Source organism: Maricurvus nonylphenolicus (assembly GCF_042854845.1).
Classification (GTDB): Bacteria; Pseudomonadota; Gammaproteobacteria; order Pseudomonadales; family Cellvibrionaceae; genus Maricurvus; species Maricurvus nonylphenolicus.
Genome location: NZ_AP031498.1, coordinates 2,388,171 through 2,405,222, shown reverse-complemented (window position 1 = coordinate 2,405,222; position 17,052 = coordinate 2,388,171). Strand labels below are relative to the sequence as shown.

Below are 17,052 nucleotides of genomic sequence, written 5' to 3'. Positions count from 1 at the left end.
GTTATTCTTCTCCCTGTACCGCAACCACTTCAGGCGCCGCCTGAATATCGTTAATTTTCATTTCAAGAATTTGTCGACGGCTGGAACCTGCCGCTAAAGCAGACAAAGATTGCTGATATTCGCTACGCGCCAAATCAGCCTCACCTTGCGCCAGATAAGCATCACCACGCACCTCGGCATAGGCCGCCGCAAAGCTGCCCAATTCAGCCTGGGGTTTGGTTAGCAAGCTCTGAGCCTTAGTGTAATCCTGCTGCGCGATAGCTACACGAGCCAGGCGCAAATTGGTCATCAGTTCCACTTCCGCGCCAGGCTTTTGTGCCAATACCCATTCCAATTCCGCCGCCGCATCTTCCAGACGAGCTTCTTCAACGGCCAGCTTGGCCATCAGTAAAGCGGCCTGGGAAGCATACAAGCTACTGGCATGATCATTTTTCAAGCTTCCTGCAAGATGAGTCGCCGTGGTTTTATCACTTTCAGACAGGCTCTGACCCGGCTCTACCACAGCGGCTTCCAACAGATCCTGATACATCGCAGAAGCGGCCTCAGCCTGCTCCTGTTGCTGGTTCTGCCAACCCTGCCAGCCAAAATAACCACCTACAGCCAGGACTATAGCGGCAATCGTGGATTTACCATTCTCATTCCACCAACGTTTAAGGGCTTCTAATTGTTCTTCTTCCGTCAGATGTGCGGTCACGCAACACTCCTAATGTTTCAATGGCTAGAAACCGGCCGCATACTACGACCGGAGACTGGGGTGCTAATCTTGCAGTGCAATCAGCGCTTGTTCAATAGTTAATGTTTGTTGAGGCTTGTCTTCGCGCAGGAATTTCAGGGTTACCTGGCCGTTTTTTGCCTCATCCTCACCGACAATCAAGGCAATATCCGCCCCACTATCGTTGGCTTTCTTCATTTGTTTTTTGAAGTTGCCACCACCGCAATGACTCTGCACGCGCAGGTATGGCAGTTCGTTGCGAACAGTTTCTGCCAGCTTAAAGGCTGCCGCCTTAACATCGCCTACGGAGACCAGGTAGGCATCGACGTTTTGCCCCAGCGCCTCAGGTACAACTTGCAGCTCTTGCAGCATCAGCACAAGACGCTCAATACCCATGGCAAAGCCAACAGCAGGTGTTGGCTTACCACCCAACTGCCCTACCAAGCCATCGTAACGGCCACCGGCACACACCGTTCCCTGAGCACCCAACTTGTCGGTAACCCACTCGAACACGGTGTTACAGTAGTAATCCAAACCGCGAACCAATCGTGGATTAACCTCATAGGCAATACCCGCCGCATCAAGAATGGCTTTTAAGCCATCAAAGTGTGCGTTGGATTCCTCACCGAGGTAATCTTGCAGAGTAGGAGCACCATCAAGCAGCGCCTGAGTATTGGCATCTTTACTGTCGAGAATACGCAGAGGATTTGAATCCAGGCGTCGCTGGCTGTCCTCATCAAGTTGGTCTTTGCGCTCACTCAGATAAGCTACCAGCGCATCGCGATAACGGGCACGCTCTTCATTACTACCCAGGGTGTTTAGTTGCAGGGTTACGGCATCAGCAATACCTAATTCACGCCACAAGCGTGCAGTAATCAGCAACATCTCCGCATCAATATCGGGACCTGCCATACCGAAGGTTTCAACACCAATCTGGTGGAACTGCCGTAAACGGCCCTTTTGTGGACGCTCATAGCGGAACATAGGGCCGGTATACCACAGACGCTGAGTCTGGTTGTACAACAAACCATGCTGCTCACAGGCACGCACACAACTGGCGGTACCTTCCGGGCGCATGGTGACGCTATCGCCATTGCGATCGTCGAAGGTATACATTTCTTTTTCAACGATATCGGTTACTTCGCCGATAGAGCGCTTAAACAGCTCGGTGGCTTCTAAAATCGGGAAACGAATCTCGGAGTAACCGTAACGCTGTAACACATCAGCAACGGTGGATTCCAGATACTGCCATACAGGAGAATCGCTCGGCAGCAGATCGTTCATGCCGCGGATGGCTTGTAGCTTTTTCAATGTGGGTTCCTTAGTGTTCAGTCACTCTTGACGGGTGACTGATCAGGCTTTAGCAATTAAATCTTCTTCAGCAGCTGCTTTAGCCGCCGCTTTATCGCGAATGATTTTTTCCAAATCATCCACCAGGGTTTCTTTTTTCAGTTTGCTGTGAGCTTCACCGTCAACATAGACGAGATTGTTAGGAGTGCCTCCAGCCAGGCCAACATCGGCTTCTTTCGATTCACCAGGGCCATTCACAACACAACCAATTACGGCTACGTCCATTGGTGTAGTGATATCTTCGACACGCATTTCCAGTTCATTCATGGTCTTGATAACGTCGAAGTTCTGACGCGAACAGCTCGGGCAGGCAATAAAGTTAATGCCCTTGGAACGCAACTTCAGACTCTTGAGCAAATCCCAACCCACTTTGACTTCTTCGACCGGGTCGGCAGCCAGAGAAATACGCAAGGTGTCACCAATGCCGTCCATCAGCAAGGCGCCCAGCCCTACAGCCGATTTCACGGTACCGGCACGGAAGCCGCCTGCTTCGGTAATACCCAAATGTAAGGGTTGCTCAATTTGCTCAGACAGCTTGCGGTACGCCGCAACCGCCATAAACACATCAGAGGCCTTTACACTAATCTTAAAGTCCTGAAAATCGAGTTGATCGAGTATATCCACGTGACGCAGGGCTGATTCAACCAAGGCATCCGGTGTCGGTTCACCGTATTTTTTCTGCAGGTCTTTTTCCAAGGAACCGGCGTTTACACCAATTCGAATAGGAATATTCAGATCGCGAGCCTTATCGACTACGGCGCGAATACGTTTTTCACGGCCGATATTACCAGGATTAATACGCAGACAGTCAACACCCAAATCGGCAACACGCAGGGCAATTCGATAATCAAAATGAATATCAGCGACCAGCGGAATATTCACCTGCTTGCGGATTTCACCGAAGGCTTCAGCAGCGTCCATAGAGGGTACCGAAACCCTCACAATATCAGCGCCAGCATTTTGGATACGCTGAATTTGATCTACGGTTGCAGCAACATCAGTGGTCTCGGTATTGGTCATACTCTGAACTGAGATAGGTGCATCACCACCAACCGGCACATCACCAACCATTAACTGACGCGTCTTGCGGCGCTTAATAGGCGATTCAAACTGCATATTCTTTACCTATCGTTAACCCAACAGCTTATGCCCTACTCACCAATTTTGGTGCGTAGGGTTTTGCGAAAGCCGCGAGGTTTTAATTCTACGGGCTCATCATTCAGCACGGCCGTTACCGCCCTGACATTGCCCAACATCACTTCAAAAGGTGCCTCGCCCTGCAAGACAACTTGATCTCCGTCCTGTTGCAAATCCGCTGACAATACATCACCGCGGGCATCCGTGACTTCCAACCAGCACTCACCACTAAATGACATAACCAACGTATCCAATGCCGAGTTTGGACCTTCACTAACCACGGGAAATTCTGGTTCTGCGGGCGCAACAGCAGGCGCTTGATCAATAACAGCCTCAGGCTCTACTTCAGCCTCGGGCTCTGCAACAGTAACCTGGGATTCTTCAACCAGATTCTCTTCTGCGCCCAATTCTGGGAAGCTATCTTTATTACCAACGGCTTCCTCAGCCACCACCTCTGCTGGAGCAGACAAGGTCGTTTGAGTCTCTGCATCTTGATCAAACAAATTGAACAGCAACAGCCAGGCAAATAGAAATCCCCCGATCCAGGTAGCCGTTTTACGCCACACTGGCGTTTGGGCAGTTTCTTGCTGCGGCTCTTTTTCCAGCGTTTTGGTGATCGTCGCGGTGGTTTGCTGTAACTGCCCACGGTATTGGTGGTAAGCCTTAATGAAATGCTCGGCATCCAGCTTAAGAATTCTGGCATAGGCGCGGATATAACCTAGCACAAAGGTTTCTGAGGCCAGGTTTTCGTACTGATCAGATTCCAAAGCCTCAACATTGCCTAAAGGGATACGCAACTCCCTGGCAATATCATCTTCGCTTAACTTGGCAGCCTCTCGCGCCGCTTTTAATAGCGCACCTGGCGTAGCCTGTGGAATATCTGTACTGGACCCTTGCGAGTCCATAATGCCGTTATTGTTACTCATTGTTATTCAGCGTCTTTTTATATTCGAGATATTCGTTGGAGTAGGAATACAAATTTGTTAACGCCAAGGCATAACTAGCCTCTTTGTCTTTGTTACCAAAAATACGTTCAATCTGAATACCCAGCCACAGGCTGCGCGGCCCATGTCTTACCAACTTGCCGTACTGATCGAGATAACGCTTAGAGGCCGCATAGTCGCCCTCCTTAAATTTCATATCCGACATTTCCAAATGTGCAGCAGGCAGGCGGTAGTTAATACTCATCGCCTGGATAAAGGCTTTTTCCGCCTCGTCGTTTTTACCCAACTTAATGGAGGTGCGGCCCAGATTTACCAAGGCCATTGAGCGACGCTCATAACCCATATTTTTGGCGACAATGGAAAACTGCTTGTAGGCCTCTTTGTAGCGCTCGCGGCCATATAAAAAAGCACCGTAGTTATTGCGGGCACGAGGATAATCGCCATCGGCGGCAATAGCTTTACGGAAGAATTTCTCCGCCAACTCATCATCCTTCTCAATCTGATAAAGCAGCGCCATGCCATTTAGGGCGCCAGCAGAATTAGGATCAATTTTCAGGGCTTTGGAGAAATGCAGACGGGAAGATTCATTATTGCGCTGACGCAGGTAACCCAGTCCCAGTTCGACATGGGTAGCCAGGGCTTTTTCTTTATCAACCTTTACAGCAGGCTGATTAGTGGTGGTCACACACCCGGCCAGCAGAGTTACAAGTAGTCCTACTACCAGGGAGTTGATTACACGCATAAACCGTTCTCTCCTTTCGTTATTATATTTTGGCCAATCAATGGCTTACCCATAGACAACGCATCTCTGTGTCACCTACGGGTTGAGAATACGTACCGCCTCTTCTGAGACCACATTCGCCAGCGCAGGTTCAGCCCCCAATTTGGCCTTGTAACGCGCCGCGCGGCGAGTTTTGTCGTTAACACTACCAGCCAACTGACCACAGGCTGCATCGATATCATCACCCCGCGTGGTACGGATGGTGGTGGTGAAGCCCGCCTTAATCAAAATGTCCTGGAAGTTTTTCAGGGCATTGTTGCTGACCCGCTCATAATCCGATTGATCAAAAGGATTAAATGGGATCAGGTTAATTTTAACCGGAATATCCTTCAACAACTCCGCCAGCTCATAGGCATGATGAGGGCGATCATTGAGATTGCGGATCAGGGTATATTCGATGGTAATTTTGCGATGATTGTCTGGCAGGCCGTCGATATAACGCTTGGCAGAATCCAGCAACATGGCAATTGGGTATTTCTTGTTGATAGGCACCAGCACATTGCGCAACTCATCGTTTGGCGCGTGCAGTGAAATTGCCAGGCACACATCGGTGTGCTTACCCAGCTCATCGAGTGCCGGCACCACACCGGAGGTACTCAGGGTCACGCGACGTTTGGAAATACCGTAACAGTTGTCGTGCATCATGAGGTTCATGGAATCGACAACGTTTTCAAAATTCAATAATGGCTCACCCATCCCCATCATCACCACATTGGTGATAATACGAGGGCGTTTCTCGCCAAACTGGCCGTAGGATTTAGCGGCAATCCATACCTGGCCAATAATTTCAGCCGCTGTCAGGTCGCGGTTAAAGCCCTGCTTGCCGGTTGAGCAAAAACTGCAATCCAGGGAACAACCTACCTGAGACGACACACATAAGGTGCCGCGATCGCCATCGGGAATCAGCACCGTTTCAATGGCACTGCCACCGCTGACGCGGATCAGGAATTTTCGTGTGCCGTCGGCAGAGTCCAGCTGCTGGATCACCTCCGGCGCACGCACCTCCGCCACCTGATGTAGCTTGGTGCGGAGGGCCTTGCTGATATTGGTCATCTCGTCGAAGTTATCGACGCCCATCTGGTGAATCCACTTGAGCACCTGGGTCGCACGGAATTTCTTCTCGCCAATCGACTCGAAAAAAGCTTCAAGCTTAGCCTGGGACATACCCAGCAGATTGACCTTTTCCGTAGTCTTTGAGATCGCCGCTTGGCTTTCCGTGTTTACCACTTGCTCTGTCATAGATTACCTCGGGACATGACGCTTATCAGACTTAATCCTGGCTCAGTACTTAGCGAGCGCAGATTTCGTCGTCGCCGAAGAAGTAGGCTACTTCACGGGCAGCAGACTCGGTAGAGTCAGAACCGTGTACGGCGTTAGCGTCGATAGTCTCAGCGAAGTCAGCGCGGATGGTGCCAGCTTCAGCTTCTTGTGGGTTGGTAGCACCCATCAGGTCACGGTTTTTCAGAACCGCACCTTCACCTTCCAGAACCTGTACAACAACAGGGCCAGAAGTCATAAAACCTACCAGATCCTTAAAGAAAGGACGCTCTTTGTGCTCAGCGTAGAAACCGCCAGCCTTTTCATCATCCAGTTGAACCATTTTCATGGCAACGATTTGCAGGCCAGCCTTCTCGAAGCGAGCATTGATCTCACCGATCACGTTTTTATCTACAGCGTCTGGCTTGATGATGGAAAGAGTACGTTCAACGGCCATTTAAGGTCTCCAAAACTTCTATAAACAGGGTTAAATTGGGCTCCCAGCATAGCCTGGAAGCGGGCTTCGGGCGTTGTCAAACACCCCAAAATGCGAAACCCGCGAATTATACGCGGGTTTTTGTGACTTTTATATGGATTTGCAGGCTATTTTGGCTGTTTTTTCCACATATTTCAGATGGTTAGGAGCAACTCCTAGACAACCATAGTAAATCAGTCCATTTCCTCAATCCAGGCCGCCTGAATGGCCTCCAGGATCTTCTCGCCACAGCGATTGGGGTCATCATCGAAGCCTTCCAGCTCCATTACCCAATTGCGTAAATCAACAAAATTGACATAGCGCGGATCCACATCAGACTTAACCTCGGACAGCTCAATGGCGATATCCAGAACATCCGTCCATTTCATAGCATACTCCCGCCTTTAGTGGTTCTCGGAAACCATATTGATGGTGTATTTGGGGATCTCGACCACCAGATCCTCATCGGCCACAATCGCCTGACAACTTAAGCGTGAATCCGGCTCCAGACCCCAGGCCTTGTCCAGGTAGTCATCTTCGAGCTCATCAGGCTCTTCTAGAGAATCATAACCCTCGCGAACCACCACATGACAAGTGGTGCAGGCACAGCTCATCTCACAGGCGTGCTCAATTTCCATCCCGTTACGCAGAGCGGCGCGACAGATACTTTCGCCGGTATTGGCCTCGATAACCTTGCCTTCAGGGCAAATCTCTTCATGGGGTAAAAATACAATCTTGGGCATAAGCTTACCTTGGTGTTACCCGCCCTCTTGGGCTGGCATTGTTATCAATCTTCTGAGCAACCGCGATTTACCGGGCCTTCTGCATCCAGCTCATCAAGGGAATGGCCTGACAGCGCCTGGTTAATACTGGCATTCATACGGCGAGCGGCAAAATCTTCACTCAGCGCCCCTACTCGCTCAATTTCAGCGGCAATTTCCTGAGCGGTAGACTGGTTATGAGCAGTGCGCAGACTCTCAATGGCCGACTCCAGCTCAGTATATTCAGCATCGGTTAACAGCGCCTTGCCGTCAGCTGCTAGCGCCGAAACCAGCGCCTCAATCACACGCTCTGCCTCAACCTGCTGCTCACGCAGTGCGCGGGCCTCCATATCCCCTTTGGCATGCTCATAGGAATCGGTGAGCATGCGAGTGATTTCAGCATCTTCCAGGCCGTAGGACGGTTTCACCTGAATACTGGATTCAACCCCGGTTGATTTCTCCTGGGCTGCTACGCTTAACAAACCGTCCGCATCCACCTGGAAAGTCACGCGAATATGGGCAGCACCGGCAGCCATCGCCGGAATACCACGCAACTCAAAGCGCGCCAGGGAGCGACAATCTTCAACCAATTCACGCTCACCCTGCAATACGTGGATTGCCATGGCTGTTTGACCATCTTTAAAGGTCGTAAAGTCCTGGGCTTTGGCCACAGGAATGGTAGTATTGCGATTAACCACCTTCTCCACCAGACCACCCATAGTTTCCAGCCCCAGCGATAACGGGATCACATCCAGCAGCAACATATCATCTTCTGATTTGTTGCCAACCAAGACATCTGCCTGGCGAGCTGCCCCCATGGCCACCACACGATCAGGATCGATAGAGACCAAGGGCGGGCGACCGAAGAATTCACCCACTTTTTCACGCACACGCAGGGTACGGGTTGAACCGCCGACCATCACTACATTATTGACAGCATCGGCCTTAACACCGGCATCGCGCAAAGCGCGCTTACAAGCACGCACCGTGTTTTGAATTAACGGATCAACCAGTTCATTAAACTGCTCTCGGCTTAACTCACCCTGCCACTCACCGTAACTGACAGCAACCGACTCTTCTTGAGCCAAACGCTCTTTGGACTCACAGGCGAGATTCAATAGCTCACGCTGCTGGGTAGGATTGAGATCGTCGCCCAACTCAGCCTCTTGAGAGATCCACTCCGCCACCGCACGGTCAAAGTCATCACCACCCAAAGCAGAATCTCCACCGGTGGAGAGCACCTCAAAAACACCGCGGCTTAAGCGCAAAATAGAGATATCAAAGGTACCGCCACCTAAATCATAAATAGCGATAACACCTTCTTCACCTTCATCCAAGCCATAAGCAACCGCAGCAGCTGTTGGCTCATTAAGCAGGCGCAGAACGTTTAATCCTGCCAGCTTGGCGGCATCTTTGGTGGCCTGACGCTGCGCATCATCAAAATACGCAGGCACAGTGATCACCGCACCATCAAGCTCGCCACCCAACGCATCGCGACCGCGATTGGCCAGCAACTTTAGAATATCGGCAGACACTTCGACCGGGCTTTTCTCACCGGCAACGGTTTTGATATAGGGCATGCCACCCTTATCTTCGGCAAAGGCGTAGGGCAACTGTGAGCCCAGGGTTTTAATATCGGCAATGCCGCGGCCCATAAAACGCTTCACCGAAATAATGGTATTGAGAGGATCGGCAGCAGCCTGAGATTTGGCTTCACGTCCCACCAAGTGGCCGCCATTGTCCAGATAGCGCACCACCGAAGGTACGATGGACCCGGCCTGATCATCGGAATCCGACAAGGTTTCCACTGTGCCACTGCGCACACTGGCTACCAGGGAATTTGTTGTACCCAGATCAATACCTACCGCACGTTTACGCTGATGCGGTTCAGGGGTTTGTCCTGGTTCGGAGATTTGTAATAAAACCATAAATTCAATCTACAGCAACGGGACGCTGTTAATAGTCCAGCAGCTGACTTTCCAGTTGTTCGATTTCGTGCTCAAGCTTGGTTATAAAATGCAGCTTATCAACTACCGCTGCCGCCTGACTGTAATCCTGTTTTTCAAAACTCGCCTGAAACTCATCTTCTAGCTGCTTTAGTAGCTCACCGGCATGGGCAGATAAGGTATCCAGGGCAGCCTCCGGATCATCCTGATCGCGAACCTCACTCAACTCTTCACGCAGCTGCATCTGCTGCATCAAAAACGCACCGTCACTGGTGGTTTTATTTTGCGCATCAAAAGCCACACCCTGTAATTCAAGCAGGTATTCAGCGCGTTTGACCGGGGATTTTAGCGTATCCAGACCTTCATTGACGTAGGTAGCAAACTGCACGGAAAGGCGCTGCTCTCTTTCACCACGATCGGCAAAGCGATCCGGGTGCACCTCACGTTGCAACTCACGGTAACGCTCACTGAGATCAGCCACATCAACCCGATAACCGGGTTCCAGGCCGAAGATTTCGAAATAGTTCTTGGTAATATCCACTTGATACAGATTCCATTTACAGTGCTGTAACAACACCTAAAATAAAAGGCCGATGCAGTAGCTGCACCGGCCTTACAAAGCTGTTATACCTAACTGCACGGCGCCTATTATACACAGAAGCTATACATGGAAGCTTTCGCCACACCCACACTCGTTTTTAACGTTAGGGTTGTTAAATTGAAAGCCTTCATTCAGACCTTCTTTGACGAAATCCAACTCTGTACCATCAAGGTAGACCAGACTTTTCGGGTCGACGATTAAATTCACCTCGCCCTGCTTGAACACCTGATCTTCAGGCTCAGGGCTGTCGACAAACTCCAATACGTAGGACAAACCGGAACAGCCCGTGGTTTTTACTCCAACGCGAATACCGAAGCCCGTACCACGATTATCCAAATGGCGCTTTACGTGAGCCTGTGCAGACTCCGTCATGGTGATCGCCATGCTTACCTCTTTCGTCTGATTACACTATCAACTGCTGATATTACTCAGCAGCTGTTTCTTCGCCACGCTTGGTACGAATATCCTGTACCGCCGCTTTAATGGCATCTTCAGCCAGTACGGAACAGTGAATTTTCACTGGTGGCAGTGCCAGCTCTTCTGCAATCTCAGTGTTTTTGATTTCCGCGGCCTGCTCCAGAGACTTACCTTTAACCCATTCGGTCAACAGAGAGCTGGAAGCAATGGCAGATCCACAACCGTAGGTTTTGAACTTGGCATCTTCAATAATACCTTCGTCACTCACCTGAATTTGCAGACGCATAACATCGCCACATGCGGGTGCACCGACCATACCGGTACCAACGTTGTCCGCTTTGTCATCCATCTTGCCGACATTGCGGGGATTTTCGTAATGATCAATAACCTTGTCACTATAAGCCATGATAATTCTCCCGGACTTAAAAAACTTTCGCGCTTTACTTCATGCGCTTAGTGCGCAGCCCACTCAATGGTGCTTAAATCAACGCCGTCCTGGTACATATCCCACAAGGGCGACAGCTCACGCAACTTGCCAACGGCAGTGCGAATTTGTTCGATGGCATAGTCCACCTCTTCTTCAGAAGTAAAACGGCCAAAACTAAAACGAATGGAACTGTGTGCCATCTCGTCATCCAGCCCCAGTGCACGCAACACATAGGAAGGCTCCAGACTAGCTGATGTACACGCTGACCCGGAGGAAACCGCCAGATCTTTCAAAGACATCAACAGCGACTCACCTTCAACAAAGGCAAAACTGATATTCAGGTTGGCCGGTACACGCTGCTCCAGAGAGCCGTTGACGTGCACCTGCTCCATATCCTTTACACCTTCCAGCAGACGGTTACGCAGGGCCAGGACATGAGCGGTATCTTTTTCCATCTCCTCTTTGGCGATTCGGAAAGCCTCACCCATACCCACAATCTGGTGGGTAGGCAAAGTACCGGAACGCATGCCACGCTCGTGACCACCACCGTGCATCTGCGCTTCAAGACGAACACGCGGCTTACGACGCACATACAGCGCACCAATACCTTTTGGTCCGTAAGCCTTGTGGGCAGAGAAAGACATCAGATCGACTTTCATGGTTTCCATATCAATGGCAACCTTGCCGGCACTCTGCGCTGCATCAACGTGGAAGAAGACTTTATTGCTGCGGGTAATCTCACCAATGGCAGCAATATCGGTAATCACACCAATCTCATTGTTAACATGCATCAAAGAAACCAGAGTAGTGTCTTCGCGAATAGCGTCAGCCACTTGCTCCGGGGTGATAATGCCATCACTGTTAGGATCCAGGTAAGTCACCTCGAAACCTTCGCGCTCCAGCTGACGGAAGGAATCCAGCACCGCTTTGTGCTCGATTTTTGAGGTAATCAGATGCTTGCCACGCTTGTGGTTAAAGTGAGCAATACCTTTAATTGCCAGATTATCTGACTCAGTGGCACCACTGGTCCAAACAATCTCACGAGGATCTGCATTGATCAGATCAGCTACCTGACGACGGGCATTTTCGACCGCCTCTTCAGCTTTCCAACCAAACATATGGGAACGTGACGCCGGATTACCGAAGTTGCCTTCGCTCGTCAGGCAGTCAGCCATAACCTTGGCTACTCGAGGGTCTACCGGGGTAGTCGCTGAGTAATCGAGATAAATGGGCAATTGCATAGTTAACTCCACAACCAAACTTTGCCTAAGGCAAAGGTACTCACCAACCTTGTTTAGCCCAAGGTTGATGCACTAATAACATCATCTAATTGCAGATCACCGCGCTCGCGACGATCCTGACGATCAGAGACCGCCTGTACATCCTTGCGAGCCACCAGGCTGGCAAGACTAATACCGCTTAAAAACTCGTGAATCTGCTGACTGAGATCTGACCATAAATAGTGGGTCAAGCAGACTTCGCCATGCTGGCAGCTACCGCCACCCCCACAGCTGGTAGCATCGATGGATTCATTAACAGCATCGATAATCTCGGCAACAAAGATGTCGCCCGCATCGCGACTGAGCTTATAGCCGCCACCTGGGCCGCGTACACTACTCACCAGGTCACGCTGACGCAACTTTGCAAATAGCTGCTCCAGATAGGAGAGGGAAATTTCTTGTCTTTTGGAAATACCAGCAAGACTAATAGGCCCCTGATCTGTATGCAGGGCCAGGTCTAGCATAGCTGTGACCGCATAGCGGCCTTTAGTCGTTAGTCGCATAAACCACATCCGTAACTTGGCGCGTGGGAGCGCATTATCGAAAAACCCAGCGCTTTAGTCAAGTATATACCCTAGTGTTTTAGTCGGGAATTACAGATCCTAAATATAATAAGAAAAACTATCCTTATTACCTTTGCCTCTTTCTCCTTACCTTACTTATCGCCGGGGTGCTTATGGATGTAGTTCTTAATCGATGTCAGCATGCCGCGCATAATACTCAACTCCATCTCATCGAGGCGGATACGGTTATAGAGGCGACGTAAACGGGTCATGGTCTGACGCGGGTTATCTGGAGTAATAAAGCCCAGCTGATGCAGGGTATCTTCCAAATGCTCAAAATACAGCTCAATCGCCTTGCTATCAGCAGGCGGCTGATCCCAGTCATCAAAGGTAGGCAGCTGACCATCTTTCTCGGTGAGGTAGGCCATGCGCATTTCATAGCACAATACCTGTACCGCTGTAGCCAGGTTAAGAGAGCTGTACTCCGGGTTCGATGGGATATGTACGTGGTAATTACACTTTTGTAGCTCTTCATTGGTGAGACCACGATCTTCTCGACCAAATACTATCGCCACAGGGTGATGATTGGCTTCAGCCCAGGCGCGCTCACCGCACTCCCTTGGGGTCACTAGTGGCCAGGGGATACGACGCTCACGGGCGCTGGTTCCTACCACTAGCCCACAATCGGCAATGGCCTCATCCAGGGTATCGACGACTACAGCGCTCTCCAGTACATCCTGAGCATTGGATGCACGCCAGACTGCCTTATCTGCCGGGTAATCTTTGGGGTCTACCAAATACAACTGGGATAAGCCCATATTTTTCATGGCCCTTGCAGCGCCTCCGATATTGCCCGGGTGGGTCGTATTCACAAGTACAACACGGATATTTTCGAAGCGCTTATCGGTCATGAAAGGGTTCCTAATGGATATAGCTACAAATGCGGGCGCGGATTTTAGCAAATCAGCTAGAATCCTAATAGTATCTGATCGCACTCACTGCTATAATCCACGCTCTTTTTATGGCGCGACCCGTTCCTGCGGTCAGCGGCCCGTTCTTTATACAGTTTAAGTTGATTGGTGCACCATGGAACCCATGTTGACGATTGCCCTGCGTGCTGCGCGCAAGGCAGGCGAAATGATTGAGCGCGCGTTAGAGCGTGTTGATGTTGTGAACTTTGAAGAAAAAGGACGCAATGACTTTGTCACTGAAGTGGATAAAGCTTCCGAGAAGGAAATTATCTATCACCTGCGTAAAGCCTACCCTGATCACCGCATTACCGGTGAAGAGACAGGTACCAGCGGCGATGCAGACAGCGACTACGAGTGGATTATTGACCCACTGGATGGCACCACCAACTTCATACACGGTATCCCCCACTTTGCGATCTCTATTGCCTGCCTGCACAAAGGCCAGGTTGAGCATGCCGTGGTTCTCGACCCTATTAAGCGCGAAGAGTTTACTGCCAGTCGTGGTCGCGGTGCGGCACTGAATGGTCGTCGTATTCGTGTTACCAGCCGTCGTGGTTTGGATGGCGCTTTAATCGGTACCGGCATCCCTTTCAGCGGTTTCGCTCTGGATAACATGACCCCATATCTGGCCGCTCTGCAGGAAATCGCCGGTCAGACTGCGGGGATTCGCCGCCCTGGCGCAGCCTCTCTGGATTTAGCCTATGTTGCTGCCGGTCGTTTTGATGGCTTTTGGGAAATGAATCTTAAGCAGTGGGATATTGCTGCGGGTGTATTGCTGGTGAAAGAAGCCGGCGGTCTGATCAGCGACTTCCGTGGTGGCAACAGCTTTATGGATACGGGCCATGTGGTTTGCGCCAGTCCTAAAGTGTTTAAGCCGCTGCTGCAGATTGTTGGCAAGCATATGAGCAAGATCTAAGTTTGTGCCAGCTTTTGGGGTACGACCCGCAGGGTCGGACCCCAGCCTCATACTTACCCTAACAGCTTGTTAAACGCCTCGATAAGTTTATCCAGCTCCAACGGCTTAGTCAGATACTCATCAAAGCCCGCTTCTTTGCCTCGCTCCAAATCATAAGACATCGCATTGGCCGACAGGGCAATAATCGGTAGCTCGCCAGTCTTACGGTCCTGACGCAAAACAGACAGCGCCTCAAAGCCATCCATACCTGGCAAGTTAATATCCAGGATAATCATATCCGGGGATTCGGTACGGGCACGGTAAACCCCGTAGAAGGCTTCATTGGCGGTTAGCAGTTCCAACTGCGGATAACGCATTAACAACTGTTCCATCAAGCGCAGGTTGGAAGGGTTATCCTCTATATAGAGAATACGTTTGCGCCCCTGTATCTTAAGTTCAGTTAACTCATTCGCCAGAGGCTGAACCTCGGTTGGGGTCACGACACTTTTGGTCGACCACTCTTTAACCAAGGGCAACTCTAACCAGAAGCGTGTACCCTGCCCCTCTCGACTAACAAACGACAATTCACCGCCCATCATATTGACCAGCCGCTTGGTGATAATCAAACCAACCCCGGAACCTTCGATACTGCTACCTTCCGCACCAAGCCGGTTAAAGGGTTCGAACACCTCTGATTGGCGCTCCAGTGGAATACCTGGCCCGGTATCCCTGACCTCAATACGCAGCAAACCCTCATCAGGTTCGACAAAGCTGATTTCAACATCGCCACCCTCCTGATTGTATTTCACCGCATTACTCATCAGGTTTAACAGGGCCTGTTTTAAGCGGGTAGCATCAGCGCGTATATAACACTCTGCCAGCTGATTGGGAGTAGCCCACAGTTTAATATTTTTCGTTTCTGCCAGGGGCTGAATTAGCTTAATGCACTCTTGCAAAATACGCATAGGCATCACGGGTTCGACTGACAGGGTCAGCTTGCCGGATTCAATTTTAGACAGATCCAGCACATCGCCAATAAGCTGTAGTAACAACTCGCCGGCCTTACGAATCTCGGCCACGTTTTCCCGTTGGTTGTCAGTAAGATTACTGTCCAAACCAAATAACTGGGTATAACCCAAAATGGCATTTAGCGGCGTGCGCAACTCGTGGCTCATGCTCGACAGGAAGTCTGACTTTGCCTGGTTGGCTCTTTCTGCATCTTCCTTAGCTTGCAGCACCTTCTCCTCAGCTTCTTTAAGCTTGGTGATATCCATATTGGTGCCGGACATTCGCACGGCCTGCATAAAATCTTCTTCGGTTTCCAACCCTTCCTTCTGGTCGGTAATATCCATATTGGTGCCGGATACATGTATCGGCTTGTCGGCCCCCTGATCGTAGCTGGCTTGGCCGCGGGCTCGAATCCAGCGCCAGCGTCCGTCCTTGCCCTCAATACGGTATTCAATATCAAAGGTGCCACGCTTTTTCAGGTGATCAAGCATGGTGGTATCGAAGCGCTCCCTATCCTCCGGATGAATACGCTCACGCCAGACATGCAAGCGATTACGTCCATCAAGGTAGGAATCATCACCATCCATGAAACCCAGGTGCTCCCAGCAGCGACTGGAGAAGTGGAAACCACCACTTTCTGCAGACCATTCCCAAATACCATCGCTGGTTGCCGTCAAAATACGTGCATGACGCTCTTCACTTTGCCGCAATAACAACTCGGTTTCCCTATGACTGGTGATATCAAAGCCGATGCCAGACAGGAAAATGACCCGCCCCTCAGCATCACGGCTGGCAGTGCCTTCGATTTGCGTCCAGCAGTAATCCCCTTTGGCATTGCGAATACGTATAGGGAGAACCAAATCATCCTGGCCTTTTAATACGCGCTGAAGCGTCTCAGCAAGCGCCTCCCAGTCTTCGGGATGGCAATATTCACGCAACCCCTCAACGCCAAATACACGCCTTAGAAATTCATCTGAATAGCCTAATTGGCGCCAATATCCACCAAAAAAACTAACATTATCTGCTGCAAGGTCCCACTCCCACATACCACTGCTGGTACCGCGAACAATGCGATCGAATCTGGCCAGGCGCGCCGCATCGGCAGAAGCGCCAGACGTGGTTATATCCGGGGAAGAAATTTCGGGCGTACAATCATCAGACATGCTGTCTTTCTCTCCGAGTGCTACTTTCAGTCCTTGAGGTGGCATAACTGTATTAAAAAACAGTCCAAAGCGCTATAGAGATATATTCGGCGAAGACTCCCGCAGCCGACTATAGTTAATGTAGGCCAACCGGAGTGCATTATATGAAGCTGACATTTCACCACCTGAGTGTTGAAAGCCATAACACCCTATCTACCCTTTTCCGTTGGCTAGCCAATGATCTTGGCCCGGAACAGCTGGAAACGGCTGACGCAAGCCCTGGACTAAAAGAACAACATTCAACCACCTTTCAGGGCCAGGATGAACGAAAGCCAGAACCTGTAAAACATTAAATGTCACCTGTTAGGCCCGACGAGAACTCAGTGGTCAAAATTGCATCAAAGCGGCTTTCGACTATGGTTAATTAACAACCCCTTCTTGATCC

The 17,052-nt window shown here is 50.5% G+C and carries 19 protein-coding genes; 2 read left to right on the top strand and 17 right to left on the bottom strand.

Annotation, left to right across the window (positions count from 1 at the left end; translation table 11 throughout):
* Window position 1: 1 nt before the first annotated feature.
* The 16 genes from ACGHZ6_RS10285 to trmJ all read right to left on the bottom strand — a co-directional run bounded on the left by ACGHZ6_RS10285 (window position 2) and on the right by trmJ (window position 13,502).
* Window positions 2-694: a YfgM family protein gene (locus tag ACGHZ6_RS10285; RefSeq protein ID WP_390618761.1), complete on the bottom strand. Its 693-nt coding sequence runs from the start codon at window positions 692-694 to the stop codon at window positions 2-4.
* Between the two features lie 63 nt (window positions 695-757).
* Window positions 758-2,023, bottom strand: a complete 1,266-nt coding sequence (hisS, locus tag ACGHZ6_RS10280) for a histidine--tRNA ligase (RefSeq protein ID WP_390618760.1) — start codon at window positions 2,021-2,023, stop codon at window positions 758-760.
* A gap of 42 nt (window positions 2,024-2,065) precedes the next feature.
* Complete coding sequence (gene ispG, locus ACGHZ6_RS10275; protein WP_390618759.1) at window positions 2,066-3,178, bottom strand: flavodoxin-dependent (E)-4-hydroxy-3-methylbut-2-enyl-diphosphate synthase; 1,113 nt, start codon at window positions 3,176-3,178, stop codon at window positions 2,066-2,068.
* A 35-nt stretch (window positions 3,179-3,213) separates the two neighbouring features.
* The gene (locus ACGHZ6_RS10270) at window positions 3,214-4,125 is read right to left on the bottom strand and encodes a RodZ domain-containing protein (protein WP_390618758.1); all 912 of its coding nucleotides are present in this window, start codon (window positions 4,123-4,125) and stop codon (window positions 3,214-3,216) included.
* Window positions 4,118-4,885: a type IV pilus biogenesis/stability protein PilW gene (gene pilW / locus ACGHZ6_RS10265; RefSeq protein WP_390618757.1), complete on the bottom strand. Its 768-nt coding sequence runs from the start codon at window positions 4,883-4,885 to the stop codon at window positions 4,118-4,120. The genes ACGHZ6_RS10270 and pilW overlap by 8 nt, the downstream gene beginning before the upstream one ends.
* 75 nt (window positions 4,886-4,960) lie before the next feature.
* Window positions 4,961-6,163 (bottom strand): 23S rRNA (adenine(2503)-C(2))-methyltransferase RlmN, encoded by a 1,203-nt coding sequence (rlmN, locus tag ACGHZ6_RS10260; protein ID WP_390618756.1) that lies wholly within the window; start codon window positions 6,161-6,163, stop codon window positions 4,961-4,963.
* 49 nt (window positions 6,164-6,212) lie between these two features.
* Complete coding sequence (ndk, locus tag ACGHZ6_RS10255; RefSeq protein ID WP_390618755.1) at window positions 6,213-6,638, bottom strand: nucleoside-diphosphate kinase; 426 nt, start codon at window positions 6,636-6,638, stop codon at window positions 6,213-6,215.
* Between the two features lie 212 nt (window positions 6,639-6,850).
* Window positions 6,851-7,045: a Fe-S cluster assembly protein IscX gene (iscX, locus tag ACGHZ6_RS10250; RefSeq protein WP_390618754.1), complete on the bottom strand. Its 195-nt coding sequence runs from the start codon at window positions 7,043-7,045 to the stop codon at window positions 6,851-6,853.
* 15 nt (window positions 7,046-7,060) lie between these two features.
* Window positions 7,061-7,399 (bottom strand): ISC system 2Fe-2S type ferredoxin, encoded by a 339-nt coding sequence (fdx, locus tag ACGHZ6_RS10245; RefSeq protein WP_390618753.1) that lies wholly within the window; start codon window positions 7,397-7,399, stop codon window positions 7,061-7,063.
* 44 nt (window positions 7,400-7,443) lie between these two features.
* Window positions 7,444-9,345, bottom strand: coding sequence for a Fe-S protein assembly chaperone HscA (gene hscA, locus ACGHZ6_RS10240; RefSeq protein WP_390618752.1), 1,902 nt, complete (start codon window positions 9,343-9,345; stop codon window positions 7,444-7,446).
* Between the two features lie 28 nt (window positions 9,346-9,373).
* Complete coding sequence (gene hscB / locus ACGHZ6_RS10235) at window positions 9,374-9,904, bottom strand: co-chaperone HscB (RefSeq protein WP_390618751.1); 531 nt, start codon at window positions 9,902-9,904, stop codon at window positions 9,374-9,376.
* Window positions 9,905-10,024: 120 nt separating this feature from the next.
* The gene (gene iscA, locus ACGHZ6_RS10230) at window positions 10,025-10,348 is read right to left on the bottom strand and encodes an iron-sulfur cluster assembly protein IscA (protein ID WP_390618750.1); all 324 of its coding nucleotides are present in this window, start codon (window positions 10,346-10,348) and stop codon (window positions 10,025-10,027) included.
* Between the two features lie 40 nt (window positions 10,349-10,388).
* Window positions 10,389-10,787, bottom strand: coding sequence for a Fe-S cluster assembly scaffold IscU (gene iscU, locus ACGHZ6_RS10225; protein WP_390618749.1), 399 nt, complete (start codon window positions 10,785-10,787; stop codon window positions 10,389-10,391).
* A 47-nt stretch (window positions 10,788-10,834) separates the two neighbouring features.
* Complete coding sequence (locus tag ACGHZ6_RS10220; RefSeq protein ID WP_390618748.1) at window positions 10,835-12,049, bottom strand: IscS subfamily cysteine desulfurase; 1,215 nt, start codon at window positions 12,047-12,049, stop codon at window positions 10,835-10,837.
* A 53-nt stretch (window positions 12,050-12,102) separates the two neighbouring features.
* Window positions 12,103-12,591: a Fe-S cluster assembly transcriptional regulator IscR gene (gene iscR, locus ACGHZ6_RS10215; protein ID WP_390618747.1), complete on the bottom strand. Its 489-nt coding sequence runs from the start codon at window positions 12,589-12,591 to the stop codon at window positions 12,103-12,105.
* 152 nt (window positions 12,592-12,743) lie between these two features.
* Window positions 12,744-13,502: a tRNA (cytosine(32)/uridine(32)-2'-O)-methyltransferase TrmJ gene (gene trmJ / locus ACGHZ6_RS10210; protein WP_390618746.1), complete on the bottom strand. Its 759-nt coding sequence runs from the start codon at window positions 13,500-13,502 to the stop codon at window positions 12,744-12,746.
* Window positions 13,503-13,677: 175 nt separating this feature from the next.
* On the opposite strand from trmJ, the gene ACGHZ6_RS10205 reads away from it, so the two are divergent.
* Entirely contained in the window at window positions 13,678-14,478 is an 801-nt protein-coding gene (locus ACGHZ6_RS10205; RefSeq protein ID WP_390618745.1) for an inositol monophosphatase family protein, read from the top strand.
* Window positions 14,479-14,531: 53 nt separating this feature from the next.
* On the opposite strand, the gene ACGHZ6_RS10200 is transcribed toward ACGHZ6_RS10205, so the two are convergent.
* Complete coding sequence (locus ACGHZ6_RS10200) at window positions 14,532-16,628, bottom strand: PAS domain-containing protein (RefSeq protein ID WP_390618744.1); 2,097 nt, start codon at window positions 16,626-16,628, stop codon at window positions 14,532-14,534.
* Between the two features lie 143 nt (window positions 16,629-16,771).
* Between ACGHZ6_RS10200 and ACGHZ6_RS10195 the strand changes: the two genes are divergently transcribed.
* The gene (locus ACGHZ6_RS10195; RefSeq protein ID WP_390618742.1) at window positions 16,772-16,960 is read left to right on the top strand and encodes a hypothetical protein; all 189 of its coding nucleotides are present in this window, start codon (window positions 16,772-16,774) and stop codon (window positions 16,958-16,960) included.
* The last annotated feature ends 92 nt before the right edge of the window (window positions 16,961-17,052 follow it).

Excerpts from the sequence above, each read along its gene's own strand:
- fdx (WP_390618753.1), bottom strand. The coding sequence starts at position 7,399 with ATGCCCAAGATTGTATTTTTACCCCATGAAGAGATTTGCCCTGAAGGC.
- iscX (WP_390618754.1), bottom strand. The coding sequence starts at position 7,045 with ATGAAATGGACGGATGTTCTGGATATCGCCATTGAGCTGTCCGAGGTT.
- trmJ (WP_390618746.1), bottom strand. The coding sequence starts at position 13,502 with ATGACCGATAAGCGCTTCGAAAATATCCGTGTTGTACTTGTGAATACG.
- pilW (WP_390618757.1), bottom strand. The coding sequence starts at position 4,885 with ATGCGTGTAATCAACTCCCTGGTAGTAGGACTACTTGTAACTCTGCTG.
- ACGHZ6_RS10195 (WP_390618742.1), top strand. The coding sequence starts at position 16,772 with ATGAAGCTGACATTTCACCACCTGAGTGTTGAAAGCCATAACACCCTA.
- ACGHZ6_RS10205 (WP_390618745.1), top strand. The coding sequence starts at position 13,678 with ATGGAACCCATGTTGACGATTGCCCTGCGTGCTGCGCGCAAGGCAGGC.
- ACGHZ6_RS10270 (WP_390618758.1), bottom strand. The coding sequence starts at position 4,125 with ATGAGTAACAATAACGGCATTATGGACTCGCAAGGGTCCAGTACAGAT.
- iscU (WP_390618749.1), bottom strand. The coding sequence starts at position 10,787 with ATGGCTTATAGTGACAAGGTTATTGATCATTACGAAAATCCCCGCAAT.
- hscA (WP_390618752.1), bottom strand. The coding sequence starts at position 9,345 with ATGGTTTTATTACAAATCTCCGAACCAGGACAAACCCCTGAACCGCAT.
- rlmN (WP_390618756.1), bottom strand. The coding sequence starts at position 6,163 with ATGACAGAGCAAGTGGTAAACACGGAAAGCCAAGCGGCGATCTCAAAG.
- ACGHZ6_RS10220 (WP_390618748.1), bottom strand. The coding sequence starts at position 12,049 with ATGCAATTGCCCATTTATCTCGATTACTCAGCGACTACCCCGGTAGAC.
- ndk (WP_390618755.1), bottom strand. The coding sequence starts at position 6,638 with ATGGCCGTTGAACGTACTCTTTCCATCATCAAGCCAGACGCTGTAGAT.
- ispG (WP_390618759.1), bottom strand. The coding sequence starts at position 3,178 with ATGCAGTTTGAATCGCCTATTAAGCGCCGCAAGACGCGTCAGTTAATG.
- ACGHZ6_RS10200 (WP_390618744.1), bottom strand. The coding sequence starts at position 16,628 with ATGTCTGATGATTGTACGCCCGAAATTTCTTCCCCGGATATAACCACG.
- iscR (WP_390618747.1), bottom strand. The coding sequence starts at position 12,591 with ATGCGACTAACGACTAAAGGCCGCTATGCGGTCACAGCTATGCTAGAC.
- iscA (WP_390618750.1), bottom strand. The coding sequence starts at position 10,348 with ATGGCGATCACCATGACGGAGTCTGCACAGGCTCACGTAAAGCGCCAT.